Here is a 22,518-nt window from a genome sequence, read left to right on the forward strand (position 1 = left end):
GGCCGCTTCCGTGTGCAGCCAGTCCAGGGCCTTGGTGTCGTCGGTGAAGCCGGGCAGCGTCAGGCCGCGCAGCCGCCCGAGGTCCGGCCCGGCACACCGGCCCCGGTCCGCGCCACGCCGCCCGCGGCGCGCCCCGCCTCCGGCAAGCCGGAGCGCTCCGGGTCCTCCAACCGCGTCCGCGCCCGCCTCGCCCGCCTGGGCGTGCAGCGCTCCAACCCGTACAACCCGGTCCTGGAGCCCCTGCTCCGGATAGTGCGCAGCAACGACCCCAAGATCGAGACCGCCACGCTGCGCCAGATCGAGCGTGCCTACCAGGTCGCCGAGCGCTGGCACCGCGGTCAGAAGCGCAAGAGCGGCGACCCGTACATCACCCACCCGCTGGCCGTGACCACGATCCTGGCGGAGCTGGGCATGGACCCGGCCACGCTGATGGCGGGCCTGCTGCACGACACCGTCGAGGACACCGAGTACGGCCTGGAGCAGCTCCGCCGCGACTTCGGCGACCAGGTCGCCCTCCTCGTCGACGGCGTCACCAAGCTCGACAAGGTCAAGTTCGGCGAGGCCGCCCAGGCCGAGACCGTGCGCAAGATGGTCGTCGCCATGGCCAAGGACCCCCGCGTCCTGGTCATCAAGCTCGCCGACCGCCTGCACAACATGCGCACCATGCGCTATCTGAAGCGCGAGAAGCAGGAGAAGAAGGCCCGCGAGACGCTGGAGATCTACGCTCCGCTGGCGCACCGCCTGGGCATGAACACCATCAAGTGGGAGCTGGAGGACCTCGCCTTCGCGATCCTCTACCCCAAGATGTACGACGAGATCGTGCGCCTCGTCGCCGAGCGCGCGCCCAAGCGCGACGAGTACCTGGCCATAGTGACCGACGAGGTCCAGGCCGACCTGCGCGCCGCCCGCATCAAGGCGACCGTCACCGGCCGCCCGAAGCACTACTACAGCGTCTACCAGAAGATGATCGTCCGCGGTCGTGACTTCGCGGAGATCTACGACCTGGTGGGCATCCGCGTCCTCGTCGACACGGTCCGCGACTGCTACGCCGCCCTCGGCACCGTGCACGCGCGATGGAACCCGGTCCCCGGCCGGTTCAAGGACTACATCGCGATGCCGAAGTTCAACATGTACCAGTCGCTGCACACGACGGTCATCGGCCCCAACGGCAAGCCCGTCGAACTCCAGATCCGGACGTTCGACATGCACCGCCGCGCCGAGTACGGCATCGCCGCGCACTGGAAGTACAAGCAGGAGGCCGTCGCCGGCGCCTCCAAGGTGCGCACCGACGCGCCCAAGACGTCCGGCAAGAAGGACGACCACCTCAACGACATGGCGTGGCTGCGCCAGCTCCTCGACTGGCAGAAGGAGACCGAGGACCCGGGCGAGTTCCTGGAGTCGCTGCGCTTCGACCTGTCGCGCAACGAGGTCTTCGTGTTCACCCCGAAGGGCGACGTCATCGCGCTGCCCGCGGGTGCCACTCCCGTGGACTTCTCCTACGCGGTCCACACGGAGGTCGGCCACCGCACCATAGGCGCCCGGGTCAACGGCAGGCTCGTCCCGCTGGAGTCGACCCTGGACAACGGCGACCTGGTGGAGGTCTTCACCTCCAAGGCGGCCGGCGCGGGCCCGAGCCGCGACTGGCTCGGCTTCGTCAAGTCGCCCCGCGCGCGCAACAAGATCCGCGCCTGGTTCTCCAAGGAGCGCCGCGAGGAGGCCATCGAGCAGGGCAAGGACGCCATCGCGCGCGCCATGCGCAAGCAGAACCTACCCATCCAGCGCATCCTCACCGGCGACTCCCTGGTCACGCTCGCGCACGAGATGCGCTACCCCGACATCTCGTCGCTGTACGCCGCCATCGGCGAGGGCCACGTCACCGCGCAGTCCGTCGTACAGAAGCTCGTGCAGGCCCTCGGCGGCGAGGAGGCCGCCAACGAGGACATCGCCGAGAGCGCCCCGCCCGCGCGCCGCAGCCGCTCCAAGCGCCGCTCCAGCGCCGACCCCGGCGTGGTCGTCAAGGGCGTCGACGACGTGTGGGTGAAGCTGGCCCGCTGCTGCACCCCGGTGCCGGGCGACCCCATCATCGGCTTCGTCACGCGCGGCAGTGGCGTATCGGTTCACCGCAGCGACTGCGTCAACGTGGACTCGCTGTCCCGCGAGCCCGAGCGCATCCTCGAGGTCGAGTGGGCGCCCACGCAGTCCTCGGTGTTCCTCGTCGCCATCCAGGTCGAGGCCCTGGACCGCTCCCGGCTCCTGTCGGACGTCACGCGCATCCTGTCGGACCAGCACGTGAACATCCTCTCGGCGGCCGTCCAGACCTCCCGCGACCGCGTCGCGACCTCCCGCTTCACCTTCGAGATGGGCGACCCCAAGCACCTGGGCCACGTCCTGAAGGCGGTCAGGGGAGTGGAGGGCGTCTACGACGTGTACCGCGTGACGTCGGCCCGCAGGCCCTGACCCGGCCCCGGACATGGGTCCGCCCCCGGCGCCACGGCGCCGGAGGCGGACCCATGTCCGGGGCGGGCGTCAGCCGCCGAACTCCTGCAGGCCCTTGAGCGCCTGGTCGAGCAGCGCCTGACGGCCGTCGAGCTCCTTCTGGAGCTTGTCCGCCTTCGCGGTGTTGCCCGCCGCGCGCGCGGCCTCGATCTGGCCCTTCAGCTTGTCCACGGCGGCCTGGAGCTGACCGGTCAGACCCTCGGCGCGGGCCCGCGCCTCCGGGTTGGTCCGGCGCCACTCGGCCTCCTCGGACTCCTGCAGGGCCCGCTCCACCGCGTGCATCCGCCCCTCGACCTTCGGCCGGGCGTCACGCGGGACGTGACCGATGGCCTCCCAGCGCTCGTTGATGGAGCGGAAGGCCGCACGGGCCGCCTTCAGGTCCGTCACCGGGAGGAGCTTCTCGGCCTCCTCGGCCAGCTCCTCCTTCAGCTTCAGGTTCTCCGACTGCTCGGCGTCGCGCTCCGCGAACACCGCGCTGCGCGCCGCGAAGAAGACGTCCTGGGCGCCGCGGAAGCGGTTCCACAGGTCGTCCTCGTGCTCGCGCTGGGCGCGGCCCGCCGCCTTCCAGTCGGCCATCAGCTCGCGGTAGCGCGCCGCCGTCGGGCCCCAGTCCGTGGAGTTCGACAGCGCCTCGGCCTCCGCGACCAGCTTCTCCTTGGTCTTGCGGGCCTCCTCGCGCTGCGCGTCCAACTGCGCGAAGTGCGCCTTGCGACGCTTGGAGAACGCCGACCGGGCGTGCGAGAAGCGGTGCCACAGCTCGTCGTCGGACTTGCGGTCCAGGCGCGGCAGCCCCTTCCACGTGTCCACGAGCGACCGCAGACGCTCCCCGGCCGCCCGCCACTGCTCGCTCTGCGCGAGCTCCTCGGCCTCGGCGACCAGCGCCTCCTTGGCGTGCCGTGCCTCGTCCGACTGCTTGGCCTTCTGCGCCTTGCGCTCCTCGCGGCGCGCCTCGACCAGTTCGACCAGCTTGTCGAGCCGCTTGCCCAGCGCGGCCAGGTCGCCCACCGCGTGCGCCTCGTCGACCTGCTGACGCAGGTGGTCGATGGCGGTCATCGCGTCCTTGGCGGACAGATCGGTCGTCTGCACCCGGCGCTCGAGAAGTCCGATCTCGACGACCAGACCGTCGTACTTGCGCTCGAAATAGGCCAGGGCCTCGTCGGGAGATCCTGCCTGCCACGAACCGACCACTCGCTCGCCGCCGTCGGCCGTACGCACGTACACGGTCCCCGTCTCGTCGACGCGGCCCCACGGGTCGCTGCTCACAGCGCCTCCTCCACATGATGCCTGCACAAGGCCACGGGCCCCCGGCATCGTCCACAGTTTCGTCACCGCCAACATAGGCGAACGGCGGGGCGGCTGTCCGCATCCAGCGCCAGCGAAATTCGCCGCTCGCGCTCGGGTTTCGCCGGAGGGCCGCCCTCGGTCCGCGCCCCGCTCCGGCGTCAGGACGTGCGTACGGTCGCCTTGTCGATGACGACCGTCGCGTTCGGCATCCCGTCGCCCTGCCCGGAACTCTCACCCGCGGCGGCGATCTTCTTCAGCACCTTCAGGCCCGACGCGGAGATCGTGCCGAACGGCGTGTAGTCGGGCGGCAGCTCACTGTCCTGGTAGACCAGGAAGAACTGGCTGCCGCCGGTGTCGCGGCCCTTCTTCTTGCGGGGGTCGTAGCGGTTCGCCATCGCCACCGTGCCCGCGGGGTAGACGTTGCCCTTGACGCGCGGGTCCTTCAGGTTCTCGTCCGGGACGGTGTAGCCCGGGGTGCCCTCGCCGGTGCCCTTGGGGTCGCCGCACTGCAGGACGTAGAGGCCGCCGGTGGTCAGGCGGTGGCACCGGGTGTGGTCCAAGTAGCCCTTGTTGACCAGGAAGTTGAACGAGTTGACGGTGCGCGGGGCCTTCGCCGCGTCCAGGGCGAGGTCGATCTCGCCGCACGTCGTGGACAGCTTCATGGTGTACGAGGCGGACTTGTCGATCGTCAGCGGCGGTTCCTTCGCGAAGCTGAGCGGCTTGACCTTGCCCGGGGCGGGCTTGCGGCAGGGGTCCGCGGGCTTGCTCGGGGTGGGCTTCGCGTCCGCCTCGTCCCGCGAGGATCCGCCGTCGTCGAAGGCGCCCGCCGCGTACGACACGGCGCCGCCCGCCACCACCACGGCGAGCGCGCCCGCGATCACCGCGTTGCGCGTCCGCCGCCGGCGCCGCGCGGCCTCCCGCCGCGCCTGCTGCCGCAACTGCTTCTCCCGTGCGAGCTGCTTACGCCGCTGCTGCTGGCTGACCACCGGGCCCACTCCTCGAACGTCTCATGCGTCGTCTCGTACATCCCGTACGCGCCCTCGTACGTGCCCGTACGCGCGCCTACGTCGTCCGTCGTCCTCGGCGCACGGCCGGAAGGGGCCGTGCGTGCCCGTACCGTATATGGGTTACCTGTGGAATCGGCAGCGCCGGTAGGCTCTGACCCGCCGCGATCTCCGCTGCCGACTCCGCCGTACGACGACACGAAGGACGACCGTGCTCATTGCCGGGTTTCCCGCCGGGGCCTGGGGGACCAACTGCTACCTGGTCGCCCCCGCCGCCGGCGAGGAGTGCGTGATCATCGACCCGGGGCACGAGGCCGCCCCGGGCGTCGAGGAAGCACTCGAGAAGCATCGGCTCAAGCCCGTCGCCGTGGTGCTGACCCACGGCCACCTCGACCACGTCGCCTCGGTCGTGCCGGTCTGCGGCGCCCACGACGTGCCCGCCTGGATCCACCCCGACGACCGGTACATGATGACCGACCCGGAGAAGGCCCTCGGCCGCTCCATCGGGGCGCAGCTCATGGGCGAGCTGACCGTCGGGGAGCCCGACGACGTGCGGGAGCTGACGGACGGGGCGCACCTGAGCCTCGCCGGTCTTGACCTCACCGTCGCGCACGCCCCGGGCCATACCAAGGGGTCGGTGACCTTCCGGCTGCCCGAGACCGCCGAGATCCCCTCGGTCTTCTTCTCGGGCGACCTGCTCTTCGCCGGCTCCATCGGACGCACCGACCTGCCCGGCGGCTCCCACGCCGACATCCTCGAGTCGCTGGCCCGCGTGTGCCTGCCGCTCGACGACTCGACCGTGGTGCTTTCGGGCCACGGCCCCCAGACGACCATCGGCCAGGAGCGCGCCACCAACCCGTATCTGCGGCAGGTGGCCGCCGGCCGTCCAGGCGGGGACGCGGACCCCACGTCCGCGCCCCGACGAGGAATGTGACGAGAGACTTCTGAAGTGAGCACCTTCAAGGCCCCCAAGGGCACGTACGACCTCCTGCCGCCCGACTCCGCGACGTACCTCGCGGTGCGCGAGGCCATCGCGGCACCGCTGCGCAACTCCGGGTACGGCTACGTGGAGACCCCCGGCTTCGAGAACGTCGAGCTGTTCGCACGCGGCGTCGGCGAGTCCACGGACATCGTGAACAAGGAGATGTACTCCTTCACGACGCGCGGCGGCGACCAGCTCGCCCTGCGCCCCGAAGGCACCGCCTCCGTGCTGCGCGCCGCCCTGGAGGCCAACCTCCACAAGGCGGGCAACCTCCCGGTCAAGCTCTGGTACTCCGGCTCGTACTACCGCTACGAGCGCCCGCAGAAGGGCCGCTACCGCCACTTCTCGCAGGTCGGCGCGGAGGCCATCGGTGCCGAGGACCCCGCGCTCGACGCCGAGCTGATCATCCTGGCCGACCAGGCGTACCGCTCGCTCGGCCTCAGCCAGTTCCGCATCCTGCTGAACTCGCTCGGCGACAAGGAGTGCCGCCCCGTCTACCGCGCCGCGCTCCAGGACTTCCTGCGCGGCCTCGACCTGGACGAGGACACCCGGCGCCGCATCGACATCAACCCGCTGCGGGTCCTCGACGACAAGCGCGACGACGTCCAGAAGCAGCTCGTCGGCGCCCCGCTGCTGCGCGACTACCTGTGCGACGCCTGCAAGGCGTACCACGAGCAGGTGCGCGAGCTCCTGACGGCGGCGGGCGTGGTCTACGAGGACGACCCGAAGCTGGTCCGCGGTCTCGACTACTACACGCGCACCACGTTCGAGTTCGTGCACGACGGCCTCGGCTCGCAGTCCGCGGTGGGCGGCGGCGGCCGCTACGACGGCCTCTCCGAGATGATCGGCGGCCCCGCGCTGCCGTCCGTCGGCTGGGCGCTCGGCGTGGACCGCACGGTCCTCGCCCTCCAGGCGGAGGGCGTCGCCCTCGACCTGCCCGCCGCCACCAGCGTGTTCGCGGTGCCGCTCGGTGAGGAGGCGCGGCGGGTGCTCTTCGCCAAGGTCACCGAGGTGCGCAAGGCCGGGGTCGCGGCGGACTTCTCGTACGGCGGGAAGGGCCTGAAGGCGGCGATGAAGGCGGCCAACCGCTCGGGCGCGCGGTTCGCGATCGTCGCGGGCGAGCGCGACCTCGCCGAGGGCGTCGTCCAGCTCAAGGACATGGAGTCCGGCGAGCAGGAGGCGGTCGCGGTGGACGAGATCGTGGCCGTGCTCCAGGGCAAGCTGGGCTAGCCCGGCAGCGGACACAGGGGGCGGGGCGGCGCTTCGGCGCGCCCCGCCCCTTCGCCGTCCGCCCCCCTGCGGGCCCCCTTGTGTCCGCCCAACGGTGGACTCACAGGAGCTTGCGGCACAATGACCCTGCCCCGGGCCACCCACGAGCGACGGAAACGGCGTGATGAGCGAACCGATGTCAGTGAAGCTGCCAGTGAAGGACAGTGCCGCCGGCGGCGAGCACCGTGAGGACGGGACCGGTTCCGTCGGCGGGAGCCGGGCGTTCGCGCTGCTGCTGGTGATCACGGGCGCGGCCGGTCTGCTGGCGTCGTGGGTCATCACGCTGGACAAGTTCGAGCTCCTGAAGGACCCGGACTTCCAGCCGGGGTGCAGCATCAACCCCGTCGTCGCCTGCGGCAGCATCATGAAGAGCGACCAGGCCGAGGTGTTCGGCTTCCCGAACCCGATGCTGGGCCTGGCCGCCTACGCCGTCGTGATCGGCGTGGGCATGAGCCTGCTCGGCCGGGCGCGCTTCCCGCGCTGGTACTGGCTGACCCTCAACGCGGGCACGCTGTTCGGTGTCGGCTTCTGCACCTGGCTGCAGTTCCAGTCGCTGTACCGGATCAACGCGCTGTGCCTGTGGTGCTGCCTGGCCTGGGTCGCCACCATCCTCATGTTCTGGTACGTGACCTCGTTCAACGTCCGCAACGGCTTCCTGCCCGCGCCGGGCTGGCTGAAGACGTTCTTCGAGGACTTCACGTGGGCGCTGCCCGTCATGCACGTCGGTGTCATCGCCATGCTGATCCTCACGCGGTGGGGCGCGGACCTCTGGTCCTGAGTGCCCGGGGCCTGTGTGCCCGGAGCCTGTGTGCCCCGGGCCTGTGTGCCCGGACCGGTGGCCCCGGCCTGATTGTCAGTGGGGTGGCATAGGGTTTCCGACGTGGAGCCCGACCTGTTCACCGCCGCCGCCGAGGACCGCCAGGAGAAGGACCCGGCGAGCAGTCCCCTGGCCGTCCGGATGCGCCCGCGCACCCTCGACGAAGTCGTCGGCCAGCAGCACCTGCTGCGGCCGGGGTCGCCGCTGCGCAGACTCGTGGGGGAGGGCCAGGGCGGGCCCGCGGGGCCGTCCTCGGTGTTCCTGTGGGGCCCGCCCGGCATCGGCAAGACGACGCTGGCGTACGTGGTCTCCAAGGCGACGAACAAGCGCTTCGTGGAGCTCTCCGCGATCACTGCGGGCGTCAAGGAGGTCCGCGCGGTCATCGACGGGGCGCGCCGGGCGATGGGCGGCCACGGCAAGGAGACCGTCCTCTTCCTCGACGAGATCCACCGCTTCAGCAAGGCCCAGCAGGACTCGCTGCTCCCGGCCGTCGAGAACCGCTGGGTCACCCTGATCGCGGCGACGACGGAGAACCCGTACTTCTCGGTGATCTCCCCGCTGCTCTCCCGTTCGCTGCTGCTGACCCTCGAACCCCTCACGGACGACGACCTGCGCGCCCTGCTGCGCCGCGCCCTCACCGAGGAGCGCGGCCTCGGCGGCGCGGTCACCCTGCCCGAGGATGCCGAGGACCACCTCCTGCGGATCGCGGGCGGCGACGCGCGCCGCGCCCTGACCGCCCTGGAGGCGGGCGCGGGCGCGGCCCTCGCCAAGGGCGAGGCGGAGATCACCCTCCAGACCCTGGAGGAGTCCGTCGACCGCGCCGCGGTGACGTACGACCGCGCCGGCGACCAGCACTACGACGTCGCCAGCGCCCTGATCAAGTCCATCCGCGGCTCCGACGTGGACGCCGCCCTGCACTACCTGGCCCGGATGATCGAAGCGGGGGAGGACCCCCGGTTCATCGCCCGCCGCCTGATGATCTCCGCGAGCGAGGACATCGGCCTGGCCGACCCCCACGCCCTGCAGATCGCCGTCTCCGCCGCCCAGGCCGTCGCCATGATCGGCTTCCCGGAGGCCGCGCTCACCCTCAGCCACGCCACGATCGCCCTCGCCCTCGCGCCGAAGTCGAACGCCGCGACGACCGCGATCGGCGCCGCCCTGGAGGACGTCCGCAAGGGCCACGCCGGCCCCGTCCCGCCCCACCTGCGCGACGGCCACTACAAGGGCGCGGCCAAGCTCGGCCACGCCCAGGGCTATGTGTACCCGCACGACCTGCCCGAGGGCATCGCCGCCCAGCAGTACGCCCCGGACGCCCTGACCGACCGCGAGTACTACACCCCGACCCGCCACGGCGCCGAGGCGCGGTACGCGGACGCGGTGGAGTGGACCCGCAAGCACCTCGGTCGCAAGCGGTCCTGAGCAGCCTGTAGAATCTCCCGAAGCGCTGCGTCCCGTGTCCGGTCCCGTACCGGCACACCAGAGCGGGACATCCAGCCGGAGGCCCGGCCCCAGGGCGGGGATCTCCAGGAGCGTCGCGCACCGTCGAAGGTGTCGCGGGCAGCCCACCACCATCCCCACGGGTCCCCCGAGGGGAAGCGGTCGGTGGGCCACTCGCGTGCTGCACATAGTGCCCAGACCCAGGAGCGGCTGCCGGGCGGGTCCGTCGAGGACCCGCGTGGTTTCCCGGGCTGCGGATGTGACCTCCCCTAACCCTGGTGAAGCCGATCACGTACAGAAAACAGAGGTGTTTGGTTCATGCCGAACCAGTCCCGCCCCAAGGTCAAGAAGTCGCGTGCCCTCGGCATCGCGCTGACCCCGAAGGCCGTCAAGTACTTCGAGGCCCGCCCCTACCCGCCGGGCGAGCACGGCCGCGGCCGCAAGCAGAACTCGGACTACAAGGTCCGTCTGCTCGAGAAGCAGCGTCTGCGCGCGCAGTACGACGTGTCCGAGCGCCAGCTCGTCCGCGCCTACGAGCGTGCCTCCAAGGTCCAGGGCAAGACCGGTGAGGCCCTGATCGTCGAGCTGGAGCGCCGTCTCGACGCCCTGGTCCTGCGCTCGGGCATCGCCCGCACGATCTACCAGGCCCGCCAGATGGTCGTCCACGGCCACATCGAGGTCAACGGCCACAAGGTCGACAAGCCGTCCTTCCGCGTGAAGCCGGACGACGTCGTCATGGTCCGCGAGCGCAGCCGCAAGAAGCCGCTGTTCGAGGTCGCGCGCGAGGGTGGCTTCGCCGCCGACGGCGAGACCCCGCGCTACCTCCAGGTCAACCTGAAGGCCCTGGCCTTCCGCCTGGACCGCGAGCCGAACCGCAAGGAGATCCCCGTGATCTGCGACGAGCAGCTCGTCGTCGAGTACTACGCCCGCTGACCCGGACGTAGCCTCACCTGGCTCAGCCCGCCGTCTCCCCGCCCTTGCGGCTCGGGGAGGCGGCGGGTTCGTCCGTGTACGGGGCCGGTGCGCGGCCGCGCCCGGCCCGGCCCTCCTCCGCCGCGGGGGCCCGGCCGAGGGCCCGCGCCACCGCCGCGTCCGGCGCGAGCAGCGCCCCGGTGCGCAGCCCCGCCGCGTACCCCTCCTCGCCGAGCAGCTCCCGGGCCCGCTCCGCGCACCGCGCGTGCGGCCCGCCGAAGTACCGCGCGCCGAACAGCGGCAGCCCCACCGACCGCCAGAGCCGCGACGCCGCGCCCTGCAGCACCGCCGCCTCCGCCGCGTCCTCCGCCACCGTGAACAGGGCCAGCAGCTCCACCGCGAGCACCGTGCCCAGCAGGTCGTGGAACGCGTGGTCCAGCTCCAGGCAGCGGGCGACCAGCTCGCGCGCGCGGTCCGGCTCGCCCCGGGTCCAGGCCGCGTACCCCAGGACGTACAGCGCGTAGGCGAGGGCCCAGCGCTCCCCGTGCTCCTCGCACACCTCGCGCACGTCCTCGCACAGCTCCACGGCGGCCTCCAGCTCCCCCTGGAAGGCCAGCGCCATCGCCAGCTCCACCCGGGCCATCAGCACGTTGCTGTTCAGCTCGCCGAGCCGCCGGTACTCCTGGAGGGCCGAGCGCAGCAGCCGCTCCGCGCGCGGCATGTCGTCGCCCACCAGCGCCAGGCAGCCGAGGCGGTGCACGGCGTACGCGGCCGCCACGGCGTCGCCCACGCGCTCGGCGGTGTCCCGGCACTCCTGGAGCGCGCGCAGCGCCGGCACCGTGTCGCCCTGGAGGATCGCCACGTAGCCGAGCACCCACAGCGCCTTCAGCCGTGACGCCTCGCGGCCCGGCCCGCCGCCGTCCAGCTCCACCGCCCGGTCCAGCCAGTGCCTGCCCTCCGCGAGCCGCCCGCAGCCCACCCAGCAGAACCAGAGCGTGCCCGCCAGGTGGAGGCCGAGGTGCGTCTCCTCCGGCTCCGTCAGGCAGAACTCCAGCGCGGCCCGCAGATCGGGCAGTTCGCACGCGACGAGGGCCGCCACCCGCGCCTGGCGCGGCGAGAACCACTCCAGCTCGCACCACGTGGCCAGGCCCAGGTACCAGTCGCGGTGGCGGCGCCGCATCCGCGCCATGTCGCCCGTGGCGCGCAGCCAGTCCGCGCCGTACGCCCGGACCGTGTCCAGCATGCGGTAGCGCACACCCGCCACGCTCTCCTCGCGGGTGAGGACCGACTGCGCGAGCAGCTCGTCCAGGACGTCGAGCACCTCGTCCGCGGGCAGCCCCTCGCCGCCGCACACGTACTCGGCCGCCTCCAGGTCGAAGGGCCCGGAGAACACCGAGAGACGCGCCCACAGCAGCCGCTCCCGTGCCGTGCACAGCTCGTGGCTCCAGCCGATCGCCGTCCGCAGCGTCCGGTGCCGGGCCGGGCCGTCCGGGCGGGCCCCGGTCAGCAGCCGGAACCGGTCGTCCAGGCGGGCCAGGAGCTGCCCGGGGGACAGGGCGCGCAGCCGCCCCGCCGCGAGCTCCAGGGCGAGCGGGATGCCCTCCAGGCGGCGGCACAGCTCCAGGACCTCCGCGCGGTGCGCCCCCTCCACGGTGAAACCGGGCACCGCGGCCGCCGCCCGGTCGGCGAACAGGGCCACCGCCTCCGGCTCGGCCAGCGGCGCCAGCGGCAGCACCCGCTCACCGGCCGTGCCCAGCGGCCTGCGCCCGGCGGCGAGCACGCGCAGGCCCGGACAGCGCCGCAGCAACTCCCCGACCAGCGAGGCCGTCGCCGCCACCAGGTGCTCGAAGCCGTCCACCACGAGCAGCGGCTCCCGGCCCGCGAGCCGGTCGAGCAGCACCTGCCGCGGCGGCCTGCTGGTGTGGTCCGTCAGCTCCAGGGCCCCGGCCAGCGCGTGCGCCACCAGCTCCGGGTCCCGTACCCCCGCGAGCTCCACCAGCCAGGCCCCGTCGCGCGGCCGCAGGGCGGCGGCCGCCCGCACCGCGAGCCGCGACTTGCCGACGCCGCCCGTCCCGGTCACCGTGACCAGCCGGGTCTCGGCCAGGGCCGCCGTCACGGCGGCCAGCTCCGCGGCGCGCCCCACGAACGCGGTCAGCTCGGCGGGGAGGTTTCCCGGGGAGGCCGGCGGGCCCGGGCGGGAGGGCCGCGGACCGGCGGCCGCGGAGTCCCTCCCGTGGGCCTCGGGGTGCTCAGGGTGTCGCATGTCTTACGGAGCGTACTCAGGCGTGCGCGGTCCGTACAGCCGGTCCGGGGAACCCCTCCGGCACCCGGCGCCCCAAGTGCCGCGTGCGGTAATGCGGTACGGAGCCGGGGCCCCGGCGCGATAGGGTCGGAGCACGACTTTTCGACGTTCGACGACCCTGGAATCCAGGGCGGTGTCTCAGGGAGCGGTGCACTGTGTCCGGTGGAGAGGTGGCCGGGATCCTGGTGGCCGTCTTCTGGGCGATTCTGGTCTCCTTCCTGGCGGTGGCGCTGGCGAGGCTGGCGCAGACGCTCAGGGCGACCACCAAGCTCGTCGCGGACGTGACCGAGCAGGCGGTTCCGCTGCTCGCCGACGCCTCGACGGCGGTGCGCTCCGCGCAGACGCAGATCGACCGGGTGGACGCCATCGCCTCCGACGTCCAGGAAGTGACGTCGAACGCGTCGGCGCTGTCCACGACCGTGGCCTCCACCTTCGGCGGACCGCTCGTGAAGGTCGCCGCGTTCGGCTACGGGGTGCGCCGGGCCATCGGCCGCAAGGACGCACCCGCCAAGCCGCCCCGCCGTACGGTGATCGTGGGCCGCACCCTGTCGTCCGCACGGCGGAGCAGGCGCGCCGAGCGCGCCGACCGCACCGACCGCACCCCCAGGGACAAGAAGGACTGACGCAGCGATGTTCCGACGTACGTTCTGGTTCACCGCGGGCGCGGCCGCCGGCGTCTGGGCCACCACCAAGGTCAATCGCAAGCTGAAGCAGCTCACCCCCGAGAGCCTCGCGGCCCGGGCCGCCGACAAGGCGATCGAGGCCGGGCACCGGCTCAAGGACTTCGCGCTCGACATCCGCGACGGCATGGCCGAACGCGAGGCGGAGCTCGGCGACGCCCTCGGCCTGAACGCCCCGGTCGACCCCGAGCTGCCCGCCCAGCGCCGCCTCGCGATCGTCGAGAACCACACCTCCAAGCACCCCAAGTCCCTCGCGAACACGACGGACACGACGTACTCGTACAACCGGAATGAGGACCACTGATGGAGTCGGCTGAAATCCGTCGCCGCTGGCTGAGCTTCTTCGAGGAGCGTGGGCACAAGGTCGTGCCGTCGGCGTCGCTGATCGCGGACGACCCGACGCTGCTCCTCGTCCCCGCGGGCATGGTGCCCTTCAAGCCCTACTTCCTCGGCGAGGCCAAGCCGCCCGCCCCGCGCGTCACCAGCGTCCAGAAGTGCGTGCGCACGCCGGACATCGAAGAGGTCGGCAAGACCACCCGGCACGGCACGTTCTTCCAGATGTGCGGCAACTTCTCCTTCGGCGACTACTTCAAGGAAGGCGCCATCAAGCTCGCCTGGGAGCTGCTCACCAGCTCCGTGGCGGACGGCGGCTACGGCCTCGACCCGGAGAAGCTCTGGATCACGGTCTACCAGGAGGACGACGAGGCCGAGCGCATCTGGCGCGACGTGATCGGCGTCCCCGCCGAGCGCATCCAGCGCCTCGGCATGGGCCCGAACTTCTGGTCCATGGGCGTGCCCGGCCCCTGCGGCCCCTGCTCCGAGATCAACTACGACCGCGGTCCGGAGTTCGGCGAGGAGGGCGGCCCGGCCGTCAACGACGAGCGCTACGTGGAGATCTGGAACCTGGTCTTCATGCAGTACGAGCGCGGCGCCGGCCAGGGCAAGGAGGACTTCCCGATCCTCGGCGACCTGCCGTCGAAGAACATCGACACGGGCCTCGGCCTCGAGCGCCTCGCGATGATCCTGCAGGGCGTGCGGAACATGTACGAGACCGACACCCTGCGCGTCGTCATCGACAAGGCCACCGAGCTCACCGGCGTCTCGTACGGCGCGAGCCACGACACCGACGTCGCCCTGCGCGTGGTCGCCGACCACATGCGCACCTCGACGATGCTCATCGGCGACGGCGTCACCCCCGGCAACGAGGGCCGCGGCTACGTGCTGCGCCGCATCATGCGCCGCGCCATCCGCAACATGCGCCTCCTCGGCGCCACCGGTCCCGTCGTCGCCGAGCTCCTGGACGTCGTCATCGCCACGATGGGGCAGCAGTACCCGGAGCTGGCCGAGGACCGCAAGCGCATCGAGACCGTCGCGCTCGCCGAGGAGGCCGCCTTCCTCAAGACCCTCAAGGCCGGCACCAACATCCTCGACACCGCCGTCTCCGAGACCAAGGCCGCCGGCTCCGCCGTGCTCCCCGGCGACAAGGCGTTCCTGCTCCACGACACCTGGGGCTTCCCCATCGACCTCACCCTGGAGATGGCCGCCGAGCAGGGCCTGTCCGTGGACGAGGACGGCTTCCGCCGCCTGATGAAGGAGCAGCGGGAGCGCGCCAAGGCCGACGCCCAGGCCAAGAAGACCGGCCACGCGGACCTCGGCGCCTACCGCGAGATCGCCGACGCCGCCGGAGCCACGGACTTCATCGGCTACGCCCACACCCACGGCGAGTCCCGCGTCGTCGGCATCCTCGTCGACGGCGTCTCGTCCCCGGCCGCCACCGAGGGCGACGAGGTCGAGATCGTCCTGGACCGTACGCCGTTCTACGCCGAGGGCGGCGGCCAGATCGGCGACACCGGCCGCATCAAGCTCGACACCGGCGCCGTCGTCGAGGTCCGCGACTGCCAGAAGCCGGTCCCCGGGGTCTACGTCCACAAGGGCGTCGTCCAGGTCGGCGAGGTCACGGTCGGCGCCGCCGCCCAGGCCACCATCGACGTGGCCCGCCGCCGCGCCATCGCCCGCGCCCACTCCGCCACGCACCTCACGCACCAGGCGCTGCGCGACGCCCTCGGCCCGACGGCCGCCCAGGCCGGCTCCGAGAACCAGCCGGGCCGCTTCCGCTTCGACTTCGGCTCGCCGTCCGCCGTGCCGACCGCCGTCATGACGGACGTCGAGCAGAAGATCAACGAGGTCCTCGCCCGGGAGCTGGACGTCCAGGCCGAGGTCATGTCGATCGACGAGGCCAAGAAGGCCGGCGCCATCGCCGAGTTCGGCGAGAAGTACGGCGAGCGCGTGCGCGTGGTGACCATCGGCGACTTCTCCAAGGAGCTGTGCGGCGGCACCCACGTGCACAACACCGCCCAGCTCGGCCTGGTCAAGCTGCTCGGCGAGTCCTCCATCGGCTCCGGCGTACGCCGCATCGAGGCCCTGGTCGGCGTCGACGCGTACCACTTCCTGGCCAGGGAGCACACGGTCGTCGCCCAGCTCCAGGAGCTCGTCAAGGGCCGCCCGGAGGAGCTGCCCGAGAAGATCTCCGGCATGCTCGCCAAGCTGAAGGACGCCGAGAAGGAGATCGAGAAGTTCCGCGCGGAGAAGGTCCTGGCGGCCGCCGCCGGCCTCGCCCAGGGCGCCAAGGACGTGCGCGGCGTCGCCCTGGTCACCGGCCAGGTCCCGGACGGCACCGGCGCCGACGACCTGCGCAAGCTGGTCCTCGACGTGCGCGGCCGCATCCCGGGCGACCGCCCGGCCGTGGTCGCCCTGTTCACCTCGGCCAACGGCAAGCCGCTGACGGTCATCGCCACCAACGAGGCCGCCCGCGAGCGTGGCCTCAAGGCCGGTGACCTGGTCCGCACCGCCGCCAAGACCCTCGGTGGCGGAGGCGGCGGCAAGCCCGACGTCGCCCAGGGCGGCGGCCAGAACGTGGCCGCGATCGGCGACGCCGTCGCCGCCGTCGAGCGCCTCGTCGGCGAGACCGCCTGATGCGTCGCGGCAGACGCCTGGCGATCGACGTCGGGGACGCCCGGATCGGGGTCGCCTCGTGCGACCCCGACGGGATCCTCGCCACGCCGGTGGAGACGGTGGCAGGGCGGGACGTCCCGGCCGCCCACCGCCGGCTGCGCCTGCTGGTCGAGGAGTACGAGCCCATCGAGGTCGTCGTCGGCCTCCCTCGCTCCCTCAAGGGGGGCGAGGGCCCGGCCGCCGTCAAGGTCCGCGCCTTCGCCCAGGAGCTCGCCACGGGCATCGCCCCCGTTCCGGTGAGGCTCGTGGACGAGAGGATGACCACAGTCACCGCCAGCCAGGGCCTGCGCGCCTCCGGCGTGAAGTCCAAAAAGGGCAGGTCTGTCATCGACCAGGCAGCCGCCGTGATCATCCTCCAGCAGGCCCTGGAGTCCGAACGGGCGTCAGGGGCGCCTCCGGGCGAGGGCGTCGAAGTGGTCATCTGATCGCGATACGGTAACGTTCCGCGCGGTGCGGCGGCGTTCGAACAGCCGCCGCACAGCATCAAGAGGCGGGACGGTTGGCCTGGGATCCAGGCGGCGGCCCCCGCCTCGCGGCTCGTAGGGGATCGATGACTGAGTATGGCCGGGGCCAAGGCTCCGAACCGTGGCATCCGGAGGACCCGTTGTACGGGGACGGCGGATGGGGAGGACAGCAGGCCCCGCACGGCGGCCCGTCCCCCTACGGCGGCCAGGGGCAGCACCACCCGCAGCAGTCGCAGCAGGACCACCCGCAGCCGCCGTACGGCGACTGGAACACGGGACAGCAGCAGGCCTACGGCCGGCAGCAGGGGTACGACCCCCTGCAGGCGCAGTACGAAGGGACCGGGCAGCCGCACGACGGCGGCTGGGACGGCGGCCGGCAGGGCCAGGTCCCCTACGGCAGTGATCCGGCCGACCCCTACGGGCAGCCCGCCGCGTACGGCGAGGAGCGCCCGGACTTCTACGGCACGCCCGAGGCGTATCCGCCGCCGGAGCCGCCGTCCCGCCGCCGCCCGGCGACCGAGCCCGACCCGGAGACCGGCTGGGACCCGGGCCCCGACCAGGGCGAGGAGGCCTTCTTCGCGGGCGGCGACGACGAGGACGACGACGGTCCGGGGCGCGGCGGCCGCAGCGAGCGGCGCGGCCGGGGCGGCAAGAAGAACAGGAAAGGGCGCAACGGCTTCGCCTGCCTGGTCGTCACCGTGGTCTTCGCGGGCGGCCTGGGCGGCGTCGGCTACTTCGGCTACCAGTTCTACCAGGACCGCTTCGGCACGGCCCCGGACTACGCGGGCGACGGCATCGACACCAAGACGACCGTCACCATCGAAAAGGGGTGGAGCGGCACCCATATGGGGCAGGCGCTCAAGAGCGCCGGTGTCGTCAAGAGCGTCGACGCCTTCGTCTCCGCGCAGAGCAAGAACCCCGAGGGCCAGAAGATCCAGGCGGGCGTCTACACCCTGAACAAACAGATGTCGGCGGCCTCCGCCGTCGAATTGATGCTCAGCCCGAAGAGCCGCAACAACCTCATCATTCCGGAGGGCCGCCGGAACATCTGGGTGTACGAGCAGATCGACGAGCGGCTGAAACTGGCGCCGGGCACCACCAAGAGCGTGGCCCACAAGGAATGGAAGAGCCTCGGCCTCCCGCAGTGGGCGGCGGCGAACGTCAAGCCCGACGTGAAGGACCCGCTGGAGGGCTTCCTCTTCCCGTCCAGCTACCCGGTCGCCAAGGGCCAGCAGCCCCAGGACGTCCTGAAGAAGATGGTCACCCAAGCCGCCGAGAAGTACGAGGAGTTGGGCGTCCAGTCCGCGGCGCAGCGGCTGCACCTGAAGAACCCGCTCGAAGTCGTCACGGTCGCGAGCCTCGTGCAGGCCGAGGGCAAGTACAAGCACGACTTCGAGAAGGTCGCGACGGTCGTCTACAACCGTCTCAAGCCCGGCAACACCGAGACGTACGGCCTGCTCGACTTCGACTCGACGGTCAATTACCTCAAGGGCCAGTCGAAACTCGCGATCGGTTCCGTCGACGACCTGCGGAAGATCAACGACCCGTACAACACGTACAAGATCAAGGGTCTGCCGCCCGGGCCGATCGGCAATCCCGGTGACGTCGCGATCAAATCCGCGCTGCACCCGGCCGAGGGCGACTGGTACTACTTCGTCTCCGTCAGCGAGGACAAGACGCTCTTCGCGGAGACGAACGAGGAACAGAACGAGAACCGCGAGAAATACCTGAAGGAGCAGAACGGACAGTGAGCGCGCACCAGCGTCGGGCCGCGGTCCTCGGTTCGCCGATCGCTCATTCCCTCTCACCGGTGCTGCACCGCACCGCCTACGCCGAGCTGGGCCTCGCCGACTGGTCGTACGACCGCTTCGAGGTCGACGAGGCGGCGCTGCCCGGGTTCGTCGCGGGGATGGGGCCGGAGTGGGCCGGGCTGTCCCTGACGATGCCGCTGAAGCGCGCGGTCATCCCGCTCCTGGACGAGGTCAGCGACACCGCCGCGTCCGTGGAGGCCGTCAACACGGTCGTCCGGGCGGACGACGGACGTCTCACCGGCGACAACACCGACATCCCGGGCATGGTCGCCGCCCTGCGCGAGCGCGGCATCGAGGAGGTCGGCTCCGCCGCGATCCTCGGCGCGGGCGCCACCGCGTCCTCCGCGCTCGCCGCCCTGGCGCGGATCTGCACCGGCGAGGTCGTGGCGTACGTCCGCAGCGCGGACCGCGCGGCCGAGATGCGGCAGTGGGGCGAGCGGCTCGACGTGGAGGTGCGCACCGCCGACTGGGCGGACGCCGGGCAGGCGCTGCACGCGCCGCTGGTGATCGCCACCACCCCGGCGGGCAGCACGGACGCCCTGTCCCACGCCGTGCCCGAGCGGCCCGCCACGCTCTTCGACGTGCTCTACGACCCGTGGCCCACCGACCTGGCGGCCCGCTGGTCGGCGTACGGCGGGGCGGTCGTCAGCGGCCTCGACCTGCTCGTGCACCAGGCCGTGCTCCAGGTCGAGCAGATGACGGGGCGCTCGCCCGCCCCGCTGGACGCGATGCGCACCGCGGGCGAACGGGCGCTCGCCGGGCGCTGATCCGTGCCGCGGGCGTCCGCCTGATGGACCGCGGGGCTGTGTGCGCCCTTGGACGTGGGAGGATCGGGGGTGGCGGGCCAGGGCCGCGCACCCGGTCGCGCCGTCGCAGTTCCAGGCGCGAGCATGAGGAGCACCGTTGAGCAGGTTGCGCTGGCTGACCGCTGGGGAGTCCCACGGACCCGCACTTGTCGCCACGCTGGAGGGACTTCCCGCCGGCGTGCCCGTCACCACGGAGATGGTGGCGGACCACCTGGCCCGGCGGCGCCTCGGCTATGGACGCGGCGCCCGGATGAAGTTCGAGCGCGACGAGATCACCTTCATCGGCGGCGTGCGGCACGGCCTCACCATGGGCTCGCCCGTCGCGATCATGGTGGGCAACACCGAGTGGCCCAAGTGGGAAAAGGTCATGGCGGCCGACCCGGTGGACCCCGCCGAGCTGGCCGAGCTGGCGCGGAACGCGCCGCTGACCCGCCCGCGCCCCGGCCACGCCGACCTAGCCGGCATGCAGAAGTACGGCTTCGACGAGGCCCGCCCGGTCCTGGAGCGGGCTTCCGCCCGCGAGACCGCGGCCCGCGTCGCGCTCGGTGCGGTGGCCCGCTCGTACCTGAAGGAGACGGCGGGGATCGAGATCGTCAGCCACGTCGTGGAGCTGGCCGCCGCCAAGGCGCCGTACGGCGTCCTGCCGACCCCGGCCGACGTGGAGAAGCTGGACGCGGACCCGGTGCGCTGCCTCGACGCCGACGCGTCGAAGGCGATGGTCGCGGAGATCGACCAGGCCCACAAGGACGGCGACACCCTGGGCGGTGTGGTCGAGGTCCTCGCGTACGGCGTCCCCGTCGGGCTCGGCTCGCACGTGCACTGGGACCGCCGCCTGGACGCGCGCCTGGCCGCCGCCCTCATGGGCATCCAGGCCATCAAGGGCGTCGAGGTCGGCGACGGCTTCGGGCTCGCCCGGGTGCCCGGCTCCAAGGCGCACGACGAGATCGTCGCCACCGAGGACGGCATCAGGCGCGCCACCGGCCGCTCCGGCGGCACCGAGGGCGGCCTGACCACCGGCGAGCTGCTGCGCGTCCGCGCCGCGATGAAGCCGATCGCGACGGTGCCGCGCGCGCTCGCCACGGTCGACGTCGTCACCGGCGAGGCCACCAAGGCCCACCACCAGCGCTCCGACGTGTGCGCGGTCCCGGCCGCCGGGATCGTGGCCGAGGCCATGGTCGCGCTGGTCCTCGCGGACGCGGTCGCGGAGAAGTTCGGCGGCGACAGCGTGCCGGAGACCCGGCGCAACGTGGAGTCGTACCTCGAGCACCTCCAGATCCGGTGACCGGGCCGCGGATCGTCCTCGTCGGCCCCATGGGGGTCGGCAAGTCCACGGTGGGCGCGCTCCTCGCCGAGCTGCTCGGCACCGACTACCGCGACACCGACGCCGACATCGTGGCCGCGCAGGGGCGGGAGATCTCCGACATCTTCGTCCAGGACGGCGAGCCGTACTTCCGTGAGCTGGAGCGGGCGGCGGTGCGGGCCGCGCTCGCCGGGCACGAGGGCGTCCTCGCGCTCGGCGGCGGCGCGATCCTCGACGAGGGCACCCGCGCGCTGCTCGCCGCCCACCCGGTCGTCTACCTCTCGATGGACGTCGAGGAGGCGGTCAGGCGGACCGGCCTGAACGTGGCGCGCCCGCTGCTCGCCGTCAACCCGCGCAAGCAGTGGCGCGAACTGATGGACGCGCGCCGCCACCTGTACGAAGAAGTCGCCCGCGCCGTGGTGGCCACCGACGGCCGCACCCCCGAAGAGGTCGCACGGGCGGTCCTTGACGCACTGGAGTTGAAGCAAGCATGAGCGAGGAAGTCACCCGCATCCACGTCGGCGGCACGGCGGGCACCGAGCCGTACGAGGTGCTCGTCGGGCGGCAGCTCCTCGGCGAGCTGGGCGGTCTGATCGGCCCCGCGGCCAAGCGCGTGGCCGTGGTCCACCCCGAGGCGCTGGCCGGGACCGGCGACGCGCTGCGCCAGGACCTGGCCGACCAGGGGTACGAGGCCGTGGCCATCCAGGTGCCCAACGCCGAGGAGGCCAAGACCGCCGAGGTCGCGGCGTACTGCTGGAAGGCGCTCGGCCAGTCCGGGTTCACGCGCACCGACGTGATCGTCGGCGTGGGTGGCGGCGCCACCACGGACCTGGCCGGGTTCGTGGCCGCGACCTGGCTGCGCGGGGTGCGCTGGATCGCCGTACCCACGACCGTGCTCGGCATGGTGGACGCGGCGGTCGGCGGCAAGACCGGCATCAACACCGCCGAGGGCAAGAACCTGGTGGGCTCCTTCCACCCGCCCGCGGGCGTGCTCTGCGACCTGGCGGCGCTGGACTCGCTCCCGGTCCACGACTACGTCTCCGGCCTCGCGGAGGTCATCAAGGCCGGCTTCATCGCCGACCCGGTCATCCTCGACCTGATCGAGTCCGACCCGGAGGCCGCCCGCACGCCCGCCGGGCCCCACACCGCCGAGCTGATCGAACGTTCCATCCGGGTGAAGGCGGAGGTCGTCTCCGGCGACCTGAAGGAGTCCGGGCGCCGGGAGATCCTCAACTACGGGCACACGCTGGCGCACGCCATCGAGAAGAACGAGCGCTACAAGTGGCGGCACGGCGCGGCCGTCGCGGTCGGCATGCACTTCGCGGCCGAACTCGGCCGTCTGGCCGGACGCCTCGACGACGCCACCGCCGACCGGCACCGCACGGTCCTCGCATCCGTGGGGCTGCCGCTCAGCTACCGCTACGACCAGTGGCCCAAGCTCCTGGAGACCATGAAGGTCGACAAGAAGTCCCGTGGCGACCTGCTGCGCTTCATCGTCCTCGACGGTCTCGCCAAGCCGACGGTCCTGGAGGGGCCGGATCCGGCGGTGCTGCTCGCCGCGTACGGCGAAGTCGCGGACTGACCGACCGCGGGGCGCGCCGGCGGGCGACGCGAACAAGCCACGGGCACTTCGCGGCGCCCCCGGCCGTTCACACAACGTCGGCCGGGGACGGTACCGTTCGGTACGGGTGGCCCGGCCGCCCGTACCAGGTGAGTCGCACGAGACGGAGTGGCAACGGATGCAGCACGTCGCGGGGTCTCCGCTGCCGCCGCCCCCTCAGCCGGGGCACGGACCGGCCACCGGGTGGTCCCCGGGCGCGCCCCACCCGGGCACCCATGGGACCGCTACCGCCCCGGGCTTCACGGCGGCGCCCGCCGGCTTCGCCCCCGTCCCCGCGCCCCAGCAGCCGCTCCAGACCCCGGGGCCCGGCGCGCCGCACCC

The 22,518-nt window shown here is 72.3% G+C and carries 18 protein-coding genes; 15 read left to right on the top strand and 3 right to left on the bottom strand.

Annotated elements, in window-relative coordinates; all coding sequences use genetic code 11:
- The first annotated feature begins 12 nt into the window (after positions 1-12).
- Positions 13-2,457 (top strand): RelA/SpoT family protein, encoded by a 2,445-nt coding sequence (locus tag IE330_RS31170; protein ID WP_229926059.1) that lies wholly within the window; start codon positions 13-15, stop codon positions 2,455-2,457.
- A gap of 69 nt (positions 2,458-2,526) precedes the next feature.
- Here the strand turns inward: IE330_RS31170 and IE330_RS31175 are convergent, their stop codons facing one another.
- Together IE330_RS31175 and IE330_RS31180 are read right to left on the bottom strand one after the other, a co-directional pair.
- Entirely contained in the window at positions 2,527-3,759 is a 1,233-nt protein-coding gene (locus tag IE330_RS31175; RefSeq protein WP_190139524.1) for a DUF349 domain-containing protein, read from the bottom strand.
- 179 nt (positions 3,760-3,938) lie between these two features.
- Positions 3,939-4,766: a peptidylprolyl isomerase gene (locus IE330_RS31180; protein WP_190139525.1), complete on the bottom strand. Its 828-nt coding sequence runs from the start codon at positions 4,764-4,766 to the stop codon at positions 3,939-3,941.
- 229 nt (positions 4,767-4,995) lie between these two features.
- Here IE330_RS31180 and IE330_RS31185 point away from each other — a divergent pair, with 229 nt between their 5' ends.
- The 5 genes from IE330_RS31185 (at position 4,996) to rpsD (ending at position 10,222) form a co-directional block, all read left to right on the top strand.
- Positions 4,996-5,718: an MBL fold metallo-hydrolase gene (locus IE330_RS31185; protein WP_190139526.1), complete on the top strand. Its 723-nt coding sequence runs from the start codon at positions 4,996-4,998 to the stop codon at positions 5,716-5,718.
- Between the two features lie 15 nt (positions 5,719-5,733).
- Complete coding sequence (gene hisS / locus IE330_RS31190) at positions 5,734-6,996, top strand: histidine--tRNA ligase (RefSeq protein WP_190139527.1); 1,263 nt, start codon at positions 5,734-5,736, stop codon at positions 6,994-6,996.
- Between the two features lie 175 nt (positions 6,997-7,171).
- Complete coding sequence (locus IE330_RS31195) at positions 7,172-7,813, top strand: vitamin K epoxide reductase family protein (protein WP_190139528.1); 642 nt, start codon at positions 7,172-7,174, stop codon at positions 7,811-7,813.
- A 102-nt stretch (positions 7,814-7,915) separates the two neighbouring features.
- Positions 7,916-9,271, top strand: coding sequence for a replication-associated recombination protein A (locus IE330_RS31200; protein WP_190139529.1), 1,356 nt, complete (start codon positions 7,916-7,918; stop codon positions 9,269-9,271).
- Between the two features lie 336 nt (positions 9,272-9,607).
- A complete protein-coding gene (rpsD, locus tag IE330_RS31205; protein WP_190139530.1) occupies positions 9,608-10,222 on the top strand; it encodes a 30S ribosomal protein S4 in 615 nt (204 codons plus the stop codon).
- A 22-nt stretch (positions 10,223-10,244) separates the two neighbouring features.
- On the opposite strand, the gene IE330_RS31210 is transcribed toward rpsD, so the two are convergent.
- Entirely contained in the window at positions 10,245-12,464 is a 2,220-nt protein-coding gene (locus IE330_RS31210; RefSeq protein ID WP_190139531.1) for an ATP-binding protein, read from the bottom strand.
- A 194-nt stretch (positions 12,465-12,658) separates the two neighbouring features.
- Between IE330_RS31210 and IE330_RS31215 the strand changes: the two genes are divergently transcribed.
- The 9 genes from IE330_RS31215 to aroB all read left to right on the top strand — a co-directional run bounded on the left by IE330_RS31215 (position 12,659) and on the right by aroB (position 22,158).
- Positions 12,659-13,126 carry a DUF948 domain-containing protein gene (locus tag IE330_RS31215; RefSeq protein ID WP_190139532.1) on the top strand — a complete coding sequence of 156 codons (468 nt, stop codon included), beginning with the start codon at positions 12,659-12,661 and terminating at the stop codon, positions 13,124-13,126.
- Between the two features lie 7 nt (positions 13,127-13,133).
- The gene (locus IE330_RS31220) at positions 13,134-13,487 is read left to right on the top strand and encodes a DUF6167 family protein (protein WP_190139533.1); all 354 of its coding nucleotides are present in this window, start codon (positions 13,134-13,136) and stop codon (positions 13,485-13,487) included.
- Positions 13,487-16,156 (top strand): alanine--tRNA ligase, encoded by a 2,670-nt coding sequence (alaS, locus tag IE330_RS31225; protein WP_190139534.1) that lies wholly within the window; start codon positions 13,487-13,489, stop codon positions 16,154-16,156. Before IE330_RS31220 ends, alaS begins: the two co-directional genes overlap by 1 nt.
- Positions 16,156-16,620 carry a Holliday junction resolvase RuvX gene (gene ruvX, locus IE330_RS31230; protein WP_190139535.1) on the top strand — a complete coding sequence of 155 codons (465 nt, stop codon included), beginning with the start codon at positions 16,156-16,158 and terminating at the stop codon, positions 16,618-16,620. The genes alaS and ruvX overlap by 1 nt, the downstream gene beginning before the upstream one ends.
- A 125-nt stretch (positions 16,621-16,745) precedes the next feature.
- Positions 16,746-18,410, top strand: coding sequence for an endolytic transglycosylase MltG (gene mltG, locus IE330_RS31235; RefSeq protein WP_190139536.1), 1,665 nt, complete (start codon positions 16,746-16,748; stop codon positions 18,408-18,410).
- Positions 18,407-19,237 (top strand): shikimate dehydrogenase, encoded by an 831-nt coding sequence (locus IE330_RS31240; protein WP_190139537.1) that lies wholly within the window; start codon positions 18,407-18,409, stop codon positions 19,235-19,237. Before mltG ends, IE330_RS31240 begins: the two co-directional genes overlap by 4 nt.
- Positions 19,238-19,373: 136 nt before the next feature.
- Positions 19,374-20,558: a chorismate synthase gene (gene aroC / locus IE330_RS31245; RefSeq protein WP_190139538.1), complete on the top strand. Its 1,185-nt coding sequence runs from the start codon at positions 19,374-19,376 to the stop codon at positions 20,556-20,558.
- Positions 20,559-20,587: 29 nt separating this feature from the next.
- Positions 20,588-21,070: a shikimate kinase gene (locus IE330_RS31250; RefSeq protein WP_190139540.1), complete on the top strand. Its 483-nt coding sequence runs from the start codon at positions 20,588-20,590 to the stop codon at positions 21,068-21,070.
- Positions 21,067-22,158, top strand: coding sequence for a 3-dehydroquinate synthase (gene aroB / locus IE330_RS31255; protein WP_190139539.1), 1,092 nt, complete (start codon positions 21,067-21,069; stop codon positions 22,156-22,158). The genes IE330_RS31250 and aroB overlap by 4 nt, the downstream gene beginning before the upstream one ends.
- Positions 22,159-22,518: the final 360 nt, after the last annotated feature.

The organism is Streptomyces longispororuber (assembly GCF_014656095.1).
Taxonomy (GTDB): domain Bacteria; phylum Actinomycetota; class Actinomycetes; order Streptomycetales; family Streptomycetaceae; genus Streptomyces; species Streptomyces longispororuber.

Excerpts from the sequence above, each read along its gene's own strand:
- IE330_RS31195 (WP_190139528.1), top strand. The coding sequence starts at position 7,172 with ATGTCAGTGAAGCTGCCAGTGAAGGACAGTGCCGCCGGCGGCGAGCAC.
- rpsD (WP_190139530.1), top strand. The coding sequence starts at position 9,608 with ATGCCGAACCAGTCCCGCCCCAAGGTCAAGAAGTCGCGTGCCCTCGGC.
- IE330_RS31210 (WP_190139531.1), bottom strand. The coding sequence starts at position 12,464 with ATGCGACACCCTGAGCACCCCGAGGCCCACGGGAGGGACTCCGCGGCC.
- IE330_RS31220 (WP_190139533.1), top strand. The coding sequence starts at position 13,134 with ATGTTCCGACGTACGTTCTGGTTCACCGCGGGCGCGGCCGCCGGCGTC.
- alaS (WP_190139534.1), top strand. The coding sequence starts at position 13,487 with ATGGAGTCGGCTGAAATCCGTCGCCGCTGGCTGAGCTTCTTCGAGGAG.
- ruvX (WP_190139535.1), top strand. The coding sequence starts at position 16,156 with ATGCGTCGCGGCAGACGCCTGGCGATCGACGTCGGGGACGCCCGGATC.
- mltG (WP_190139536.1), top strand. The coding sequence starts at position 16,746 with ATGACTGAGTATGGCCGGGGCCAAGGCTCCGAACCGTGGCATCCGGAG.
- IE330_RS31250 (WP_190139540.1), top strand. The coding sequence starts at position 20,588 with ATGGGGGTCGGCAAGTCCACGGTGGGCGCGCTCCTCGCCGAGCTGCTC.
- aroB (WP_190139539.1), top strand. The coding sequence starts at position 21,067 with ATGAGCGAGGAAGTCACCCGCATCCACGTCGGCGGCACGGCGGGCACC.